The 16,945-nt window shown below is 62.6% G+C and carries 17 protein-coding genes; 8 read left to right on the top strand and 9 right to left on the bottom strand.

Going from position 1 to position 16,945, the window contains the following annotated elements; genetic code table 11:
- Positions 1–78 precede the first annotated feature (78 nt).
- On the top strand, positions 79–1,107 hold the full coding sequence (locus EYW45_RS15715; RefSeq protein ID WP_161136384.1) for an LLM class flavin-dependent oxidoreductase: 1,029 nt from the start codon (positions 79–81) through the stop codon (positions 1,105–1,107).
- Positions 1,108–1,140: 33 nt separating this feature from the next.
- The gene (gene trxA, locus EYW45_RS15710) at positions 1,141–1,527 is read left to right on the top strand and encodes a thioredoxin (protein WP_161136383.1); all 387 of its coding nucleotides are present in this window, start codon (positions 1,141–1,143) and stop codon (positions 1,525–1,527) included.
- 10 nt (positions 1,528–1,537) lie between these two features.
- Here trxA and EYW45_RS15705 read toward each other — a convergent pair whose 3' ends face one another.
- From EYW45_RS15705 to EYW45_RS15665, 9 genes are all read right to left on the bottom strand, one after another.
- Positions 1,538–2,143 carry an IMPACT family protein gene (locus tag EYW45_RS15705; protein WP_161137056.1) on the bottom strand — a complete coding sequence of 202 codons (606 nt, stop codon included), beginning with the start codon at positions 2,141–2,143 and terminating at the stop codon, positions 1,538–1,540.
- A 32-nt stretch (positions 2,144–2,175) separates the two neighbouring features.
- On the bottom strand, positions 2,176–3,777 hold the full coding sequence (locus EYW45_RS15700) for an ABC-F family ATPase (RefSeq protein WP_161136382.1): 1,602 nt from the start codon (positions 3,775–3,777) through the stop codon (positions 2,176–2,178).
- Positions 3,778–3,933: 156 nt separating this feature from the next.
- On the bottom strand, positions 3,934–4,944 hold the full coding sequence (locus EYW45_RS15695; RefSeq protein ID WP_161136381.1) for an LD-carboxypeptidase: 1,011 nt from the start codon (positions 4,942–4,944) through the stop codon (positions 3,934–3,936).
- On the bottom strand, positions 4,941–5,390 hold the full coding sequence (gene tadA / locus EYW45_RS15690; protein WP_161137055.1) for a tRNA adenosine(34) deaminase TadA: 450 nt from the start codon (positions 5,388–5,390) through the stop codon (positions 4,941–4,943). The genes EYW45_RS15695 and tadA overlap by 4 nt, the downstream gene beginning before the upstream one ends.
- A 76-nt stretch (positions 5,391–5,466) precedes the next feature.
- Entirely contained in the window at positions 5,467–6,315 is an 849-nt protein-coding gene (locus EYW45_RS15685) for an HAD family hydrolase (protein ID WP_161136380.1), read from the bottom strand.
- A gap of 130 nt (positions 6,316–6,445) precedes the next feature.
- A complete protein-coding gene (locus EYW45_RS15680) occupies positions 6,446–7,534 on the bottom strand; it encodes a DNA topoisomerase IB (protein ID WP_161136379.1) in 1,089 nt (362 codons plus the stop codon).
- 52 nt (positions 7,535–7,586) lie between these two features.
- Positions 7,587–8,264: a hypothetical protein gene (locus EYW45_RS15675; protein ID WP_161136378.1), complete on the bottom strand. Its 678-nt coding sequence runs from the start codon at positions 8,262–8,264 to the stop codon at positions 7,587–7,589.
- Positions 8,254–8,937 carry a glutathione S-transferase gene (locus tag EYW45_RS15670; RefSeq protein WP_161136377.1) on the bottom strand — a complete coding sequence of 228 codons (684 nt, stop codon included), beginning with the start codon at positions 8,935–8,937 and terminating at the stop codon, positions 8,254–8,256. Before EYW45_RS15670 ends, EYW45_RS15675 begins: the two co-directional genes overlap by 11 nt.
- Positions 8,938–9,027: 90 nt before the next feature.
- Entirely contained in the window at positions 9,028–9,675 is a 648-nt protein-coding gene (locus EYW45_RS15665) for a DNA-3-methyladenine glycosylase I (protein ID WP_161136376.1), read from the bottom strand.
- A gap of 98 nt (positions 9,676–9,773) precedes the next feature.
- Between EYW45_RS15665 and EYW45_RS15660 the strand changes: the two genes are divergently transcribed.
- The 6 genes from EYW45_RS15660 (at position 9,774) to EYW45_RS15635 (ending at position 16,941) form a co-directional block, all read left to right on the top strand.
- Positions 9,774–10,109: a thioredoxin family protein gene (locus EYW45_RS15660; protein WP_161136375.1), complete on the top strand. Its 336-nt coding sequence runs from the start codon at positions 9,774–9,776 to the stop codon at positions 10,107–10,109.
- A 61-nt stretch (positions 10,110–10,170) separates the two neighbouring features.
- Positions 10,171–10,983: an alpha/beta fold hydrolase gene (locus EYW45_RS15655; protein ID WP_161136374.1), complete on the top strand. Its 813-nt coding sequence runs from the start codon at positions 10,171–10,173 to the stop codon at positions 10,981–10,983.
- A gap of 288 nt (positions 10,984–11,271) precedes the next feature.
- Positions 11,272–12,006 carry a DUF502 domain-containing protein gene (locus tag EYW45_RS15650; RefSeq protein WP_161136373.1) on the top strand — a complete coding sequence of 245 codons (735 nt, stop codon included), beginning with the start codon at positions 11,272–11,274 and terminating at the stop codon, positions 12,004–12,006.
- Complete coding sequence (locus tag EYW45_RS15645; protein WP_235939091.1) at positions 11,945–12,661, top strand: TetR/AcrR family transcriptional regulator; 717 nt, start codon at positions 11,945–11,947, stop codon at positions 12,659–12,661. Before EYW45_RS15650 ends, EYW45_RS15645 begins: the two co-directional genes overlap by 62 nt.
- 108 nt (positions 12,662–12,769) lie before the next feature.
- Positions 12,770–13,843 carry an efflux RND transporter periplasmic adaptor subunit gene (locus tag EYW45_RS15640; protein WP_202444756.1) on the top strand — a complete coding sequence of 358 codons (1,074 nt, stop codon included), beginning with the start codon at positions 12,770–12,772 and terminating at the stop codon, positions 13,841–13,843.
- Positions 13,840–16,941 (top strand): efflux RND transporter permease subunit, encoded by a 3,102-nt coding sequence (locus EYW45_RS15635; protein WP_161136370.1) that lies wholly within the window; start codon positions 13,840–13,842, stop codon positions 16,939–16,941. The genes EYW45_RS15640 and EYW45_RS15635 overlap by 4 nt, the downstream gene beginning before the upstream one ends.
- Positions 16,942–16,945: the final 4 nt, after the last annotated feature.

Raw genomic sequence — 16,945 nt, 5'->3', positions numbered from 1 at the left:
ACCCGGCGGCAAGGTTGTTACGGCAGCAATGCGGCGAGACTCGTACACTGTTCTCATAGAACTATTGGGAGTACTCCTATGAAAACGCTGACCGATGTGCCGATTTCCGTATTGGATCTGGCACCGATCGCCCAGGGTGGCACCGCCGCCGACGCGTTCAACAATAGCGTAAGCCTCGCTCAACACGTCGAGCGCCTGGGCTACACCCGTTATTGGCTTGCCGAGCACCACAACATTGCCGGTATCGCCAGTAGCGCCACGTCGGTATTGATCGGCCACGTGGCCGGTCACACGAGCACGTTGCGTGTGGGATCGGGCGGCGTGATGCTGCCCAATCATGCACCGCTGGTGATTGCCGAGCAGTTCGGCACGCTGGCCACGCTTTATCCGAACCGTATCGATCTGGGCCTGGGCCGTGCGCCCGGTACCGACGGCCTGACGCTGCAGGCGCTGGGCCGCGATTACAGCGCGGGCAATCAGTTTCCCGAGCTGCTGGACGAGCTGCGCTTTTTCTTCCAGCCGGCGCAAGACGGTCAACGGGTGCGCGCCATCCCGGGCGCCGGTGTGGACGTGCCGATCTGGCTCCTGGGTTCGAGCGACTTCAGCGCGCGCCTGGCCGCCAAGCTGGGGTTGCCGTTTTCCTTTGCCGGTCACTTTTCGCCTGAAGGCATGGCGGCGATGCGGCTGTATCGGCACCTGTTCCAACCGTCGGCTACGCTCGATCAACCGCACGCCATGATCGGCGTGCCGGTAATCGCAGCGGATACCGACGAGCAGGCGCAGTTTTTGTCGACGACGCAGCAGCAGAAATTTCTGTCGCTCGTGCGCGGCCGTCGCCTGCAATTGCAGCCCCCGGTCGAGACGATGGACGGCATCTGGAACAGCGTCGAGCGTGCTGCGGTCCAGGAAAAGTTGGGGGCGTCGATCGTGGGCGGGCCCGAAACGGTGCGCAATCGGTTGAATGCGCTGATCGCCGAGACGCAAGCCGATGAAGTGATGATCGTTTCCGACTTCTTCCGGCATGAAGACCGCTTACGGTCGTACGAGATCGTGGCCGGCCTCAAACAGAACCAGCCTGCCGCGCAGGCCGAAACCGTGGGTGCTTGATCGCACGCCCACCTTTTATTGAAAGGACATCGCATGAGTTTGATCGAACTGAATAAAGACACTTTCCAGGACGCCATCACCGAAGGCGGCACCGTCATCATCGATTTCTGGGCGCCGTGGTGTGGACCCTGCAAGAATTTCGGGCCGGTTTTCGAACAGGCGGCGGAAAAGCATGAGGGCATCACGTTTGCCAAGGTAAACACCGATGAGCAGCAGGAACTGGCCGGCGCCTTGGGCATCCGCTCGATCCCGACCCTGATGGCGTTCCGGGAAAAAGTGCTGCTGTTTTCGCAACCCGGTGCCCTCTCGGCGGGTCAATTCGAAGAACTGATCGGCAAGATCCAGGAAGTCGATATGGCCGACGTGCACAAGCAGATCGCCGAAGCACAAACGCCGGCAAGCGAAAACAACGCTTCTTGATCGGTGCGGCTTAGCTTGGGTGGGCTGGCGGATCGACTGCTGACCAGCCCCCTCTGCCGCGCGTGATGTCAGTCCAGAGCCGGCGCAATGCCGGCTCGTGTGCGATCGGCACCGTGATCACCAGCGCTACACCATCGGCACCATACTGTTCCGACGTGACGACCGCGCCATGTGCCGCGAGCCGCGGCGTCAGGATGGGCCACTCGCTGAAGCTGCAATGCGCGTCGATCACGACTTGCGGCACGACGGTCGCCCGCGGCGCGTCGCGCAGGCATTGCGCCGCGCAGCCGCCATAGGCGCGCACCAGTCCGCCCGCACCCAGTTTCACCCCGCCAAACCAGCGGATCACCACCACGGCCACGCCGTCCAGTCCCTGTCCGTCGATGGCTTGCAGGATCGGCTTGCCGGCCGTGCCGCTGGGCTCACCGTCGTCATTGAAGCGATAGGACTGGCCGATGCGATAGGCCCAGCAATTGTGCGTGGCAGTGGCATCGTGCACGCGCTCGAAAAACGCCCGCGCCTCGTCGACCGAGGCGACCGGCGCGGCATGCGCCACGAACCGGCTCTTTTTGATATCGACCTCGTGTGAGGTGGGTGCGGTGAGCGTTTCCATCAGAGACGATCAACCGCCGCGGCCCGTGCCTGCAATCAGCTCTCGATACCGCGCGATTGCAGGTAGTCTTCGTAACCGCCGCGATAATCGACGATCTCGCCGGACGGCAGGATTTCGATGATGCGCGTAGCCAAGCCGTAGACGAACTCGCGATCGTGCGACACGAACACCAGCGTGCCCTCGAACAGGTCGAGCGCGTGCTGCAGCGACTCGATCGATTCCATGTCCAGGTGGTTGGTGGGCTCATCCATGAGCAGCACATTGTGCCGGCCCAGCATCAGGCGGCCGAAGCTCATGCGGTTTTTCTCACCGCCGGACAGCACCTTGACTGCCTTCGGGATGTCGTCGCTCGAAAACAGCAAGCGGCCTAGCACCGAACGCATCGACTGGTCGTCGTCGCCCTGCTGGCGATAGTCGCCCATCCAGTCGAACAGATTGACATCGGATTGGAAGTCCTCCGACACGTCCTGCGGCATGTAGCCGCGATCCGCGTTTTCGGACCACTTGATCTCGCCACTATCGGGCTTGATGTCTTCAGCCAGCAAGCGCAGCAGCGTGGTCTTGCCGACGCCGTTGGCGCCGATAATAGCGACCTTCTCGCCCGCATCGATCATGGCCGAGAATTTTTTGATGACCGGTTGATCGTAGGTTTTGGTCAACTGCTCGACCGTGACGGCCAGGCGATGCATGACCTTGTTCTGCTCGAAGCGGATGTACGGATTTTGACGCGACGAGGGCTTGACCACCACCGTCTCGGCCTTGATGCGGTCGATCTGCTTCAAGCGCGACGTGGCCTGACGAGCCTTGGATTTATTCGCGGCGAAGCGACGCACGAAATCCTGCAGGTCGCTCACGCGCTCCTTGGCCTTGGCGTTGCTGGCCTGCTGACGCTCGCGGGCCTGCGTGGAGGCCAGCATGTAGTCGTCGTAATTGCCCGGGTACACGCGCACTTCGCCGTAATCCAGATCGGCCATGTGGGTGCACACGGCATTCAGGAAGTGCCGATCGTGGCTGATGATGATCATCGTGCTCTGATAGCCGTTGAGCACGTTTTCCAACCAGCGGATCGTGTTGATATCCAGGTTGTTGGTCGGCTCGTCGAGCAGCAGCACATCGGGATTGGAAAACAGGGCTTGCGCCAGCAGCACACGCAGCTTCCAGCCCGGCGCGATCTCGCGCATGGGGAGGTTGTGCTGCTCGACCGGAATTTCCAGGCCCAGCAGCAATTCGCCGGCGCGCGCTTCGGCGGTGTAGCCGTCATACTCGGCGAACTTGGCCTCCAGGTTGGCGGCCTCCATGTAGTCTTCTTCCGTGGCGTCCGGATTGGCATAGATGGCATCGCGACGCGCCATCACGTCCCACATCTCGTTGTGGCCCATCATGACCGCATCCAGCACGCGCTTGTCTTCGAACGCGAACTGATCCTGGCGCAGTTTGCCCAGGCGCACGCCCGGCTCCAGCGACACATTGCCTGCCGTCGACTCGAGGTCGCCCCCGATGATCTTCATGAAGGTCGATTTGCCGGAGCCGTTGGCGCCGATGAGCCCGTAGCGGTTGCCCTCGCCGAATTTGACGCTGACGTTTTCGAAAAGCGGTTTGGGGCCGAACTGGATAGTGAGATTGGCTGTCTGGATCAAGATAAAGGTCGCTAGTGGGCGTTATGCTGGCGCGGCAGGCCAAAAAGCAACAACCCCGCTCTGAAAACGGGGCGCTGATGCGGTTGCCTGCACACGGCCGGCAAGGGGCGCCGGCAAAAAATCAATCGAACAGTGTACCAAGCGCAGATGACGGCGTCAGCTTGAGGCCGTGTGCCCGCATTCTGGACCGCAATGGGCATGGTCGTCGTGATGATGGGGATCGTGTCCCTCCGCGCCATGATTGTGAGGATGCGCATGGTCGTGCGTGTGCTCGATCAATACCAGGTGCACCATGCCGGGTTCGCTGGCCAAGCCCACCTTGCGGCCGATCGGCAATGTGGCCTTGGTGGGCACATGGCCGTAGGGCAAGCCGGTGAGCACAGGCACCTTCACCTCGCGACGCAGCCAGGCGATCACTTCGGAAAGATCGTAGCCGCGATCGTGGGGCGCCAGCCGGTACTGCGTGAACTGGCCCAGCACGATCGCCTTCTGGCGTTGCAGGATACCGGCCTGCCAAAGCTGGATCAACATGCGTTCGATACGGTAGGGATGCTCGCCCACATCTTCCAGAAACAGGATGCCGCCGCCGATGCTCGGCATGTATGGGGTCCCGATCAAGGCGGTCAGAACCGCAAGGTTGCCGCCCCAGAGCGTGCCCCGGCAATCGACCGGATCGGCATCCTCGGACTCGAAACTGAGAATCTCCAGTTCGTCGCGCATGGCTTCGCCGAACAGTGCGTCGGTCAGGTCATCCACTTCGGGCTGGCAGAAGTCGGCGACCAGCGTGGGTCCGGTAAAGCTTTCGGCACCTGTCTGCGCCAACAGCGCCAGGTTGAAGGCGGTGAAATCGCTCAAGCCAACGAATCGCTTGTCGCTATCGGCGACGGCACGCCAATCGATATGCGGCAGCAGACGTGTGAGGCCGTAGCCCCCACGCGTGGCCATCACGATCGGCGCCGGCTGGGCAATGGCACGGGCAATCGCTTGCAGCCGCTCCGCATCCGTGCCGGCAAAACGCTGGTGCACGGCCAGCGCCGATGCATCCAGGGTGGTTGGAAAGCCTTGGGCGGCCAGACGCTCGCGGCCCAGCGCGATGTCGGCCTCGGGGCCGATCGCCGATGCGGGCGAGAACAAATAAATATCAGTGTTGTGTTGCGGGGTCGTCATGCTGCGATGTCCTTGCGGCGGCGGGCGCGGAAAAACGTGCGGAGAATGTTCGCACAGGCTTCGGCGCGCACGCCCCCTTCTACTGTCGTATGGTGATTGAGTTGCGCCACGGCGCCGATGTCGAGCACGCTGCCGCAGGCGCCGGTTTTGGGATCGTTGGCGCCGTATACCACTCGCGCCAGCCGCGCATGCAGCATGGCGCCGATGCACATGATGCAGGGCTCCAGCGTCACATAGAGCGTCAGCCCGGGAAGGCGGTAATTGGCGGCCTGTCGGGCGGCATCGCGCAGCGCCACCACTTCCGCATGCGCCGTGGGGTCGTGATCGATGATGGTGCGATTGCACCCGCGACCCACGATCTGCCCATCGGCCGAAACCACGATCGCCCCCACCGGCACTTCACCGAGCGCCTGCGCGGCGTGCGCCTCTTCCAGCGCGGCGTCCATGAAAGCGGCGTCGATATCGGCATTGAAAATAAAAGTTGTTGCATTGGACGCCGCCGTCGCGCTCGGCACACTGGGCTCAGCCACGATAGGCCCTCGCCTTGATGGCCATGCGCCCCGCCACGCTGGCAAGCGCCTCTTCCAGCCATTGATACAGCTCGGCGTCTTCATCGTAGCGCGCTTGATTGAGATTGGACACGCGCCCTTCCTCGATGAAGCCCCAGGCCCGGCTCCGCTTGTTCCGATGCTTCGGATCCCACACGCCGAAGGCAAAACCGCCCGCCTGCCGGATCAGTGAAAAACAAGGAATATCGGTGTAGCCGTCGCCCACGAATACCATTTGATCGAGCGGCACGCGCAAACGCTCTTCAGGGATCTTGCGATTGACCTCGAAAGGTTTGCTGCGCGACGCCGCACCGATAATGCCTTTCTGGATATGAAATACGTAGCGGGTTTTATCCGTAAAACTCACGATGCGGCGCGGAAACGCGATGCCGCCGGCCGCATCGTAAGTGAACTCGGAGGCCCAGATATCGGTGAATTCATGTGCGATCGACGTGTGACGCACCACGTCGCCGATGCCGCTGGAAATCAGATAGAACTCCAGCGCCACCTGGGGATGCGTGGCCCGCAAGGCTTCTCGCAGACGGGCAAACAATGTGGGAACGCCATCGTGCAACGGCAACGACCTGCCCCAGGCCTGCAAACGGGCTTGCGTGATGGTGCCGTGATCGCCGCGTTGCGACAACTCGATCATGCGATGCAGATAGGCCGGCACGGGATCCCAATCCTGCTCGAACAGCAGCGGATCGACCGCGTCCTTCCAGAACGCAGCGGTATCCACACCGATGCTCGCCAAAAAGCCCGACGTGCTGTCGGGCGCTAGCGTGTCGTCAAAATCGAAAACCAGGGCGATGACGTCGGACATGAAGGCGGGTAAATGACTGCAGCCCAGAGCTGCAAACCCGTATTCTAGCTGGCGGCCATCCCGTGATTGCTACTGTGCCGCAAAAGGGATCGCGGTGCCCTTCCCGCAGCAGTGCTGCTGGGATGCCGCGTCAGGCTTCGACCGTCTGCAGAAAGGCATAGAGTCGCCGCTCGTCGGCATCCAGCCCGCGCGGTCCCTTCGCCGCCGACTTGGCCGGCAACGTGCCTTCAAGATAATGCTCGATGATTGCGGGGTGGATATAACACGCCCGGCACACCGAAGGCGTATTGCCCAACTTCTTTGACACGGCTTTCACCACGTCGACCACGGTGCGCTTGGCCGCGGCAGGCGATTCCCAGGGAATCTGCTGCAAGGCCGACATCGCGAGTACCGATCCCGACCAAGTGCGATAGTGCTTGGCCGTGAATTCGCCCTTGCCGGTATCGCGTAGAAAATCGTTCACGCCGCCCGAACCCACCGTGCGCTTTTCGCCGTTGTCATTCAAATAGTGGAACAGCTCCTGACCGCTGATCTCCATGCAGCGCTTCATTACGCTAGCGATGCGGCGATCATTGATGGTCACGTCATGCTCCACGCCGCTTTTTCCCTTGAAGCGGAACCGCATTTTCTGCCCCGCCATGGAAATATGGCGGCGGCGCAATGTGGTGAGCCCATACGATTTGTTGTCGCGTGCGTATTCAGGCGTGCCGATTCGAATAAGTGTGGTCTCCAGCAGACGCACCACGGCGGCCAGCACCTTGCACTCGCTCAAACCGGGCTCCTCCAGATGCTTATCCACGGCCCGCCGAATTTTCGGCAGCGCATCGCCGAAAGCCACCAACTGCGAATACTTGTTCGCGTCACGCAAGGCGGTCCAATCGTCGTGATACCGGTACTGTTTGCGGCCACGCGCATCGCGTGCGGTGGCTTGAATGTGGCCGGTTTCGTCCGGGCAAATCCAGACTTCCTCGTAGGCGGGAGGAATGGCCAGCGCATTGATCCGCGCGACCAGGCACGCATCCTTGATTCGCTTTCCTTTTACATCGAAGTAAGCGAATTTTCCGCGCAGCAGGCGGCGCGTGATCCCCACACTTTGATCGTCGACGTAATTCAGCCCGCCCAGTTCGCAGGCGCGAGCGGCTTGTTCGGCGATGACGGCAGGTGACGCGGATCCGGCACGGCCGGCACTATCGGGTGACTCGATCGGTGAATTGCGCATGATGGCAACGCAAAAATGAAGATAGCCCGCGCCAGCGCATCCAGCGTGCCCATCACGCGCGTACAAGGAGCCCCGCCGCACGGCATGCCTCTGGCGAACGTACGCCGGCGTGCCGCATGACCTCCTCTGCGTCAGTCGCCCATCGGTCGAGATTGCTCGGCACGACCACGACGTCGGCGCCGAAGGCCCACCACTTCACCAGATCCGCCGGCCGCTCGACGCGATCGAGAACGACCCAAAGGCGATCGGCGTTGCTGCGCCGCAATACCGCCCTGCCGCGAACGTCGAAAAGCGCGCGTTCGTGCGCGTCGAAGCGCAGGGTGCGCGCATCCAGCACCTGGGCCGTGCCCGGCTGCACAGCATCCAACGCATCTGGCGTAGCGAGCGCCCGCGAAAGGTGCGCGCGCTCCGCGATTGAAAACGCCGCGCACGCAAGCGGGCGTCCCTGCAGCCCAAAGGCCGCGGGCGCCATGCTGGTCAACGCAGCCTGCGGCGTGATGAGCCAGCGATTCAGCTCCCGGTCGATCTCCTCGACCGGCGATCCGGCGAGTATGGATGCCGTCTGCGTCGGCCCGGCCGGCGCAGTGCCGTCGCATCCGTAGGCCGCCAACGAACCGCGTGCAGGCCGAACACCGGCCGCGGCCATGGCACCGCTGAGGGTAAGCACCGCCGCGCCCGCACCGGCCAACAGCCAGCGCCGGCGGTCATGATGGATCGCGCTATTGGTCATGCCAAGGCTCCTGGTAAGCGCACGCATCGGGGAACACGACGCCCGCGCCCACACGGTCCCAGGCCTCGAATTTGGTCATCGCCATCTCCAGCAATGGCCAAGCCAGAAAGTCGTCCAGCCATCGCTGGAGATGCGGCCAGGGCTGGCTCGCAAACCAGTCGATGTCGGTCAAGGCAAATTGGCGTACGAAGGGCAAGATGGCGATGTCGGCCCACATGCGGTGTTCGCCAAACAGCGCGTTGTGTGTGCTCAATTGCCGATCCAGTCGCGCCAGGAAAAAACCGGCACGATCGCGATGCGCCGCCGCATCCACATCCGTGAAACGGCTTGCGTACTTGTAGCGGTCAAGATGCGGTTTGAAGTCGCGTTCGCAATCGGTAATCCAGGCCGCGTGCTGCGCGCGCTCGACCGGCGCGGCAGGCATCCAGCCCAGCGGATCCTTCTTCTTCAGCGCCCAGAGCATGATGTCCAGGCTTTCTTCGATCACGCGGCCATCGATGTCCACCAACACCGGCACCGTACCTTTGGGCGACGCCGCCAGGAGCGCAGCGGGCTTGTCGCGCAGAACCACTTCCCGCAGCACACACGACACGCCTGCCGCTGCAATGGCAAGCCGAGCCCGCATCGCATACGGGCAGCGCCGGAAACTGTAGAGAATGGGCAATCTGAGCATAGGCAACCGCGCCCCTTGAGCACAACCTTGAAAGAAAATTGCACTCGACTGTGCAATATCGTTTAAGCAATATCGATTATGCAATATCGATTATGCGCTATCGACGGTTACGCTTTTGTGCAGCGATGCCAGTTGGCGTTTGAACGCAGTTTGAATCTTGTCGACCGCCTTACGGCAATGGCAGTCGGGCGCATGATCGTTGACGAGCCCGATCGCCTGCATGGCGGCGTACATCGTCGTGGGACCGACGAACTTCCAGCCCCGCTGCTTGAGTGCCTTGGACAACGCGATGGCCTCATCGCAGGTGGTGCGCGGGGTCATGGCATCGTCGGGGTGCTGGGGCGGGGGCTGAAACGACCAGAGAAACTGCGCCAACGACCCGGCTTCCCGCTTGAGCTCGATCGCCCGCGCGGCGTTGTTGATCACGGCCTCGATCTTGCCGCGGTGCCGCACGATGCCTGCATCGCCCAGTAAGCGCGCGACATCGCGCTCGCCGAAACCTGCCACCGTGGCCACATCGAAATCGGCAAAGGCAGCCCTGAAGGCCGGCCGCTTGCGCAGAATGGTGAGCCAACTCAAGCCGGACTGAAACCCTTCGAGGCTCAACCGCTCGAAGATGCCGTCGTCGTCGCCCACCGGGCGGCCCCACTCGTCGTCGTGATAGGCCACATAGAGCGGCGATACCGTCACCCAATTGCAGCGCGTTTTTCCGTCTTCGAATTGTGTGCTTGTGTTCATGGCCAGCTTTGAAAGGAGAGTTACGCACCACTCGGCATCTGCCCGAACGGCAAACTCCTGCCACAATGACGTTCTCGTCATACTGCAGGCGCCCCCTCGTGGAAGAAGTCGAATTGAGCGACGGCGATGCCGACCGCTACTTGCTGGATGCCAAGGGCTTATCGCTCCTGGTCTTCCATAGTCGTACCTGTGCCAATTGTCGCATCGCGCGCGAACAACTGCCCGCGATGTCGCTGCAGGCCGATCGCGTGTGCTGGATCGACGCCGGCACAAACGGCGGGCTGGTCGCGCGCTACGAAGTGTTCCATCTGCCTGCCATGTATCTCGTGCGCGATGGCGTGTTCTATGGCGCAGTCGAAGCCACGCTTTCGGACTGGGACATCCGGCAGAAAATCCGGTTGCAGCTCGATAGCTACCCCGCCGAACTCCCCTGACACCGCCTGGCGGCCAAATCACTTCACCAGCCCTTTTCCAACCTGTCTGGCAATGACGACCATGAATACGCCTCAGTTTTGCGAAATCGACGTTTCAGGACGCCCCCTGCGCATCGAGTACCGTTGGATCGGCTCGGCGCAACCGGACGCGCCGGTGCTGGTATTTCTGCACGAAGGCCTGGGCTCGGTCGCCATCTGGCGCGACTGGCCCGAAGCCGTGTGCACGCTTGCCGGCTGCCGCGGGTTGCTGTACTCCCGTCCGGGCTATGGTCGATCCACGCCGCGTGCACCCGACGAAAAGTGGCCCATCGATTATCTGCACGACCAGGCTCACCGCGTGCTGCCGGCCGTGCTGGCCGCGTTGGGCGTCGATACCGCGCGGCAGCCGCCCTTCCTTTACGGCCACAGCGATGGCGGGTCGATCGCGCTGCTCTACGCCGCGGCATTTCCCGATCGGGCCGCCGGCATCGCGGTCGCCGCCCCCCACATCTTCGTGGAAGACGTCACCATCAAAAATCTGGCGATTGCGCGCGACGCCTATCTGACCACTGGCCTGCGCGACCGGCTGGCGCGGTATCACGACGACGTGGACTCGGCGTTCTGGGGCTGGAACGATGCCTGGCTCGCCCCCGAATTTCGGCATTGGAATATCGAAGCGGAACTCGACGCCATCACCTGCGACGTGGTGGCCATGCAGGGCGTGAACGACGAATACGGCACCCTCGAGCAGATTCGCGGTATCACGCGACGAGTGCCGCAGACGCGACTGGTCGAGATCGACGATTGCGCGCATACCCCGCACAAGGACAAGCCGGATATGGTGGCAGCTGAAATCGCGGCATTGATGCAACGCGGCAACTTTCATACCGCTTGACTGCCCCGCTGCAACGGGCACGGCGCTTCGGAGGATGTGGCTGTGCACAGGAGATGATGGTCCCGCTTGCCGGTCGCAACCGTCCAAGCACCCGCATTTTCGCCCAACCTCGCCCATCTATCGCGCTTTCATCGCTTTTCTACCCGCATAATTAGAAATCGCTGCGCAATGAAACCTCGTCGGCGAGTGAGCATCGTATGATCCGCTAGTGGACTGCTATGCTCCTGCGCTCTCGAGCATGCGTGCCCGTTCCCTCCCCGCCCCCATCCGCCTTAGGAGTTCGACGCGATGTCGCGGTTATCGAAGTATTTTTTTCGTGGGTTGATCACGGTCCTGCCGATCGCATTGACCGTGTACCTGCTGTACATTTTTCTGGCCTGGACCGAAGCCCTGGCCTTTGGCGTGCTGCGCCCGTTCGTCGGTGATTTTTATATTCCCGGCATGGGGCTGGCGCTCGGCGTCGTCGGCATCATCATTCTCGGTTACCTCGTATCGAAACGCCGCGTGCGGCGCTTCATGTCGTTCGTCGAACTGCCTTTTACGAACATTCCTGTCGTCAAGAGCATTTATTCGTCGCTCAAAAGCTTCGCCGACTATTTCACGCCCAGCAGCTCGCAAAACAAGCAGCAGGTGGTCGTGCTGAAGATGCCCGGTCAGCCGCTCGAAGTGGTGGGTCTGGTCACCCGCAAAGGCGTGGCGGGCTTGCCGGAAGGGTTTACGCAGGGCGACCGCGTGGCCGTTTACCTGCCCATGGGATACATGATCGGCGGCTACACGGTATTCGTACCGGTCGAGTGGGTGACCCCGATCGACATGTCGGTCGAAGAAGCCATGCGTTCGTCTCTGATCGCATGGATGGCGCGTGCCGAGGCCACACCACCGGTGCCCGTGCATACCGGTGACGCGCCCGGCGACGTGGTGTCTGCGGACGAACCGCCGCGGCAACCGCGCACCCGCGCGCATGCCGCGCCTGCAGAGGGACCAATCGAAACCCGTCCTAACGACGCTTCCCGCGCGCCTTGAACCGGTCATCGCACTGATGTCTACCCCCCTCCCCGATGCGCTTCCCGCCACGCAAACGCCCGGTCAACGCGGGCCGTTGCAGCACGAGATGCGGGATCGCATCGTCGAGCGCGCCGACGCGCGCTTTCGCCATTACGGGTTTGCCAAGACCACCATCGCCGAAATCGCTGCCGATCTGGACGTTTCGACCGCCTACGTCTACAAGTTCTTCGACTCGAAGCTTGCCATCTGCGAGGCCGTCTGCAGCCTGACGCTGGCGACCATCGAGCGCGCGTTGAATGCGGTTGCATACGGGCCGCTGCCCAGCGAAGCGAAGTTCGCCGCGCTGTATGACACGCTGCTCGCCGAAAGCCTGCGGCTGTTCTTCAATGAGCGAAAGCTGCACGACATGGTGGACGTGGCCATGAACGAAGGCTGGCAGGCCATCGAGAACCACAAGATCACCATGGCGAAGGCGATCGGCCATATCGTCGAGGAAGGCCGGCAAGCCGGCGTGTTCGAGACGGAAACCTCGCTGGACGAGACCACCGCCGCGATCCTGTCGACCATGGCCTGTGTGGCGCATCCGAAAATTCTGCAGCAGACGCTTGACGACGATCTCGAGTTTGGCGCCCAACGCCTAAGTGCGCTCGTGCTGCGGGGCATTCGACGCTAGTAACGACTTTACGAAATCGTCACTCATCACTATACTTTCGGCGCACAAGATAGGGACGTCATGGCGCACAAAGGTTTTATCCGTAAGGCTACATTCGGTTCGGTTGTCATGCTGTCGGCCATCTTGGCCGGCTGCCGTGCCGATCCGCCCAGCAACCCGCCGCCGCCGCTGGTGCGAACCGTGGTCCTGCAGCCGGCTGCGCATGCGGCCTATCAATACACCGGCGTGGTGCGCGCGCGCACCGAAAGCAATCTCGGCTTTCGCGTGGCCGGAAAAATTGCCGCCCGCATGGTCGACCCTGGCGACCGCGTCAAGGCCGGTCAACCCTTGATGCGTCTGGACGACACCGACTTCAAGTTGTCGACCGCCTCGGCTCGCTCGGCGGTCGAATCGGCCCGTGTGCAGGAAATCCGCGCCGCGGCCGACGAAAAGCGTTTGCGCAAGCTGGTCGAGCCGGGTGCCGTGTCGCGTCAGGTGTACGACCAGGCGCGTGCGGAAGCCGATGCGGCGCAGGCGCAGTTGCGTGCCGCGCGCGCCGATGCCGACCGCACCGCCAATCAAGCGCAATACGCCACTTTGACGGCCGACGCCGATGGCGTGGTCATGCAGGTTCCCGCCGAACCGGGCCAGGTCGTCAGCGCCGGTGAGACGGTGATCGTGCTTGCGCGCGACGGCCAACGCGAAGCGCAAGTCGATCTGCCGGAAGGTCAGCGCGGGTTGGCCGATCTGCCCGCCACGGCGCGACTGTATGCGCAGCCTGGCGTGCAGTTTCCGGCCCGCCTGCGTGAGCTCTCAGCGTCGGCCGATGCCACCACGCGTACCTACCGGGCGCGCTACACCCTCGATGCGGCCGGGGCGCAGGCGCCCTTGGGTGCAACGGTCACCCTTACCTTGAACGAAGGCCCACAGGCCATCCAAACGCTGCGCGCACCGCTTGGCGCCATGCTCGACCGCGGCAATGGCCCAGGCGTATGGGTGGTCGAGCCCAAAACCAACACGGTCGTCTGGCGCGACGTGAAGGTGGGCGATCTCGACACCGAGACGTTTGCGTTGCTGGGCGGCGTGGCGGCGGGCGAACGCGTGGTGGCACTGGGTGCGCATCTGCTCAACGCCGGCCAGCAGGTTCGCGTGGCCAGCGCCGAAGAAGCCGCTGGCCTGTCCGCGCGAGACACGCCTAAATGACCGGCTTCAATCTCTCGGCGCTGGCCGTGCGCGAGCGCGCAATCACCCTCTTTCTCATTCTGGCCATCGCCATCGCCGGTGCAGTGGCCTTTTTCAAACTGGGGCGCGCCGAAGATCCGTCCTTCACCGTAAAGGTGATGACGGTGGCGGCCAATTGGCCCGGCGCCACTGCGCACGAGATGCAGAACCAGGTGGCCGACCGCCTGGAAAAACGGCTGCAGGAATTGACGTACTACGACCGCGTGGAGACCGTCACGCGGCCGGGCGCGATGACGATGAAGGTGGTGTTGAGCGACAGCACGCCACCGAAGCTGGTGGGCGAGCAGTTCTATCAGATACGCAAGAAGCTGCAGGATGAATCGGTTTATCTGCCCAGAGGCGTGCAAGGCCCGTTCTTCAATGACGAATATTCGGACGTTTACTTTTCGCTGTTTTCGCTCGAAGCGCCAGGCTTGCCCCATCGCGAACTGGTGCAGCAAGCCGAGACGCTACGCCAGCGGCTGTTGAAGATCGAGGGTGTACAGAAGGTCAATATCCTGGGCGAGCAGCCGCAGAAGCTTATCGTCGAAGTCGCCAACGACCGGCTGGCCACCCTTGGGATCACGCCGCAGAACCTGATGGATGCGCTTGCCAAGCAGAACGACGTCACGGCAGCGGGCTTTATCGAAACGCAGGGGCCGCGCACCCAATTGCGCCTGGATGGGGCCATCGATGGCGTGGAAAGCGTGCGCGCCATTCCCATCGCGGCCAACGGCCGCACGCTCACCGTGGGCGACATCGCCACGGTGCGGCGCGGCTACGAAGATCCGCCCACCGCATCGATTCGCCACCAGGGTGAGCCGACGTTGATGTTGGGCGTGATCATGGATCCGCATTTCAATGGCTTGACGCTGGGTGCGTCGCTCGACAAGGAAGCCGCCGCACTTGAGCGCGAACTGCCCTTGGGCTTGTCGTTCGTGAAAGTGTCCGATCAGGCCCACGTGATCGACGAAGCCATCAACGAATTCATGTTGAAGTTCTTCATGGCACTTGCCGTGGTGTTGATCGTGAGCCTGCTCACGCTGGGCCTGCGCGTGGGTCTGGTGGTTGCCGCGGCCGTGCCGCTCACCCTGGCTGCCGTTTTCGTGATCATGCTGACCACGGGCCGCGAATTCGATCGGGTAACCCTGGGCGCGCTGATCCTGTCGCTAGGCTTGCTCGTGGATGACGCCATCATCGCCATCGAGATGATGGTGGTGAAGATGGAAGAAGGCGCCGACCGCATCACTGCGGCGACGTACGCCTGGAGCGCGACCGCCGCACCGATGCTCTCGGGCACGCTCGTTACCATCATCGGGTTCTTCCCGGTGGGTTTCGCGCAGTCTTCGGCCGGCGAGTACGCCGGCAACATCTTCTGGGTGGTGGGCTTTGCGCTCATCGTGTCATGGTTGGTCGCGGTGTATTTCACGCCTTATATGGGCGTGAAAATGTTGCCCGATATCAAAGTCGTGCCCGGCGGCCACGATGCGCTCTACAACACCCGCAACTATCAGCGTCTGCGCCGGTGGGTGCGGCGCTCGGTCGATCGCAAGTGGCTGACTGCCGCGATCGTGATCGTGATCTTTGCGTTGGCCGTGGTCGGCATGGGCGCCGTCAAAAAGCAATTCTTCCCCAACTCCGATCGCACAGAGTTGACGGTCGACGTCTACATGCCGAGCGGCTCGGCCTACGCGGCCACCGAAGACCTCACCAAGGCCATCGAACGGGCGGTGCAGGCCGAGCCCGAAACCACATGGGTGAGCAGTTATATCGGCCAGGGCGCGCCCCGTTTCTTCCTCTCGCTGAATCCTGAATTGCCCAATCCCGCCTACGCGCAGATGGTGATTCAAACGGCCGATCCCGCTGCCCGCGATCGGTTGAAGAACAAGATCCAGCGGATGGTCAACGACGGCCACTTTCCGGCAGCTCGCGTGCGGGTCAGCCAATTCCTGTTCGGGCCGCCGGTGCCCTATCCCATCGTCTTTCGCGTGATGGGTCCGGACGTGGATCATGTGCGCACGATCGCCGAGCAGGCGCGGCAAATCATTTCGCGCCACCCCGATACGTTCGACGTTCACCTGGACTGGGGCGAACGCACCCCGTCATTGCAACTGGTATTCGACCAGCAGCGCCTGCGATTGATCGGCTTGACGCCGCGGGATGCGGCTCAACAACTGGCCGCGCGCTTGAACGGCGCCGTGGCCACGCAGGTGCGCGAAGGCTTGCGTATCGTCGATGTGTTGGTGCGCAGTCCAGATGAAGAGCGCCATGCCCTGGGTACGCTCAAAGGCATCAATCTGACCACGCAAGATGGCCGTACGGTGCCGCTCGAGCAAGTGGCGCGTTTCGAAACGCGCATGGAAGATCAGGTCCTCAAACGCTACGATCGCGAAACCTATATCTCCGTACAGGGCGATATCCGGGACGGGCTGCAACCGCCCGACGTGACCGCCGCGGTGCTGCCGCTCCTGACGGATCTGAAAGCGGGCCTGCCGCCCGGATATCACATCGATACCGGCGGCTCGGTGGAAGAAAGCGGCAAGGCCAACAAGGCTTTGGCGGCGGTGTTTCCCATCATGCTGCTGGCCATGCTCACCGTCATCATGATCCAGGTGCGCTCATTCGCGGCGATGTTCATGGTGCTGGCCACGGCGCCGCTGGGCCTGGTGGGTGCCGTGCCCACGCTGCTGCTTTTCAACCAGCCCTTCGGATTCAACGCCATCCTGGGACTGATCGGGCTGGCCGGCATTCTGATGCGCAATACGCTGATCCTGGTCGACCAGATTCACCACGATCAAGCCGCCGGATTGAGTGACTACAACGCGATCATCGAGTCCACCGTCAGGCGTGCGCGACCGGTGATCCTTACCGCCGTCGCCGCCATGCTTGCCTTCATCCCGTTGACCTTCTCGACCTTCTGGGGGCCATTGGCCTTCGTGCTGATCGGTGGCGTCGGCGTGGGCACGATTTTGACGTTGCTGTTCCTGCCGGCGCTGTACGCACTGTGGTTCCGCGTGAAGCGTCCGGAGGGCGAGGATGACGGCGCACCGGACGCCGCGCCTGCGCCAAGCGGGATCTGATTGC

Source organism: Schauerella aestuarii (assembly GCF_009866805.1).
Lineage (GTDB): Bacteria > Pseudomonadota > Gammaproteobacteria > Burkholderiales > Burkholderiaceae_B > Schauerella > Schauerella aestuarii.
The sequence above is the reverse complement of the archived record's forward strand: the minus strand, read 5'-3'. Positions and strand labels throughout refer to the sequence as shown.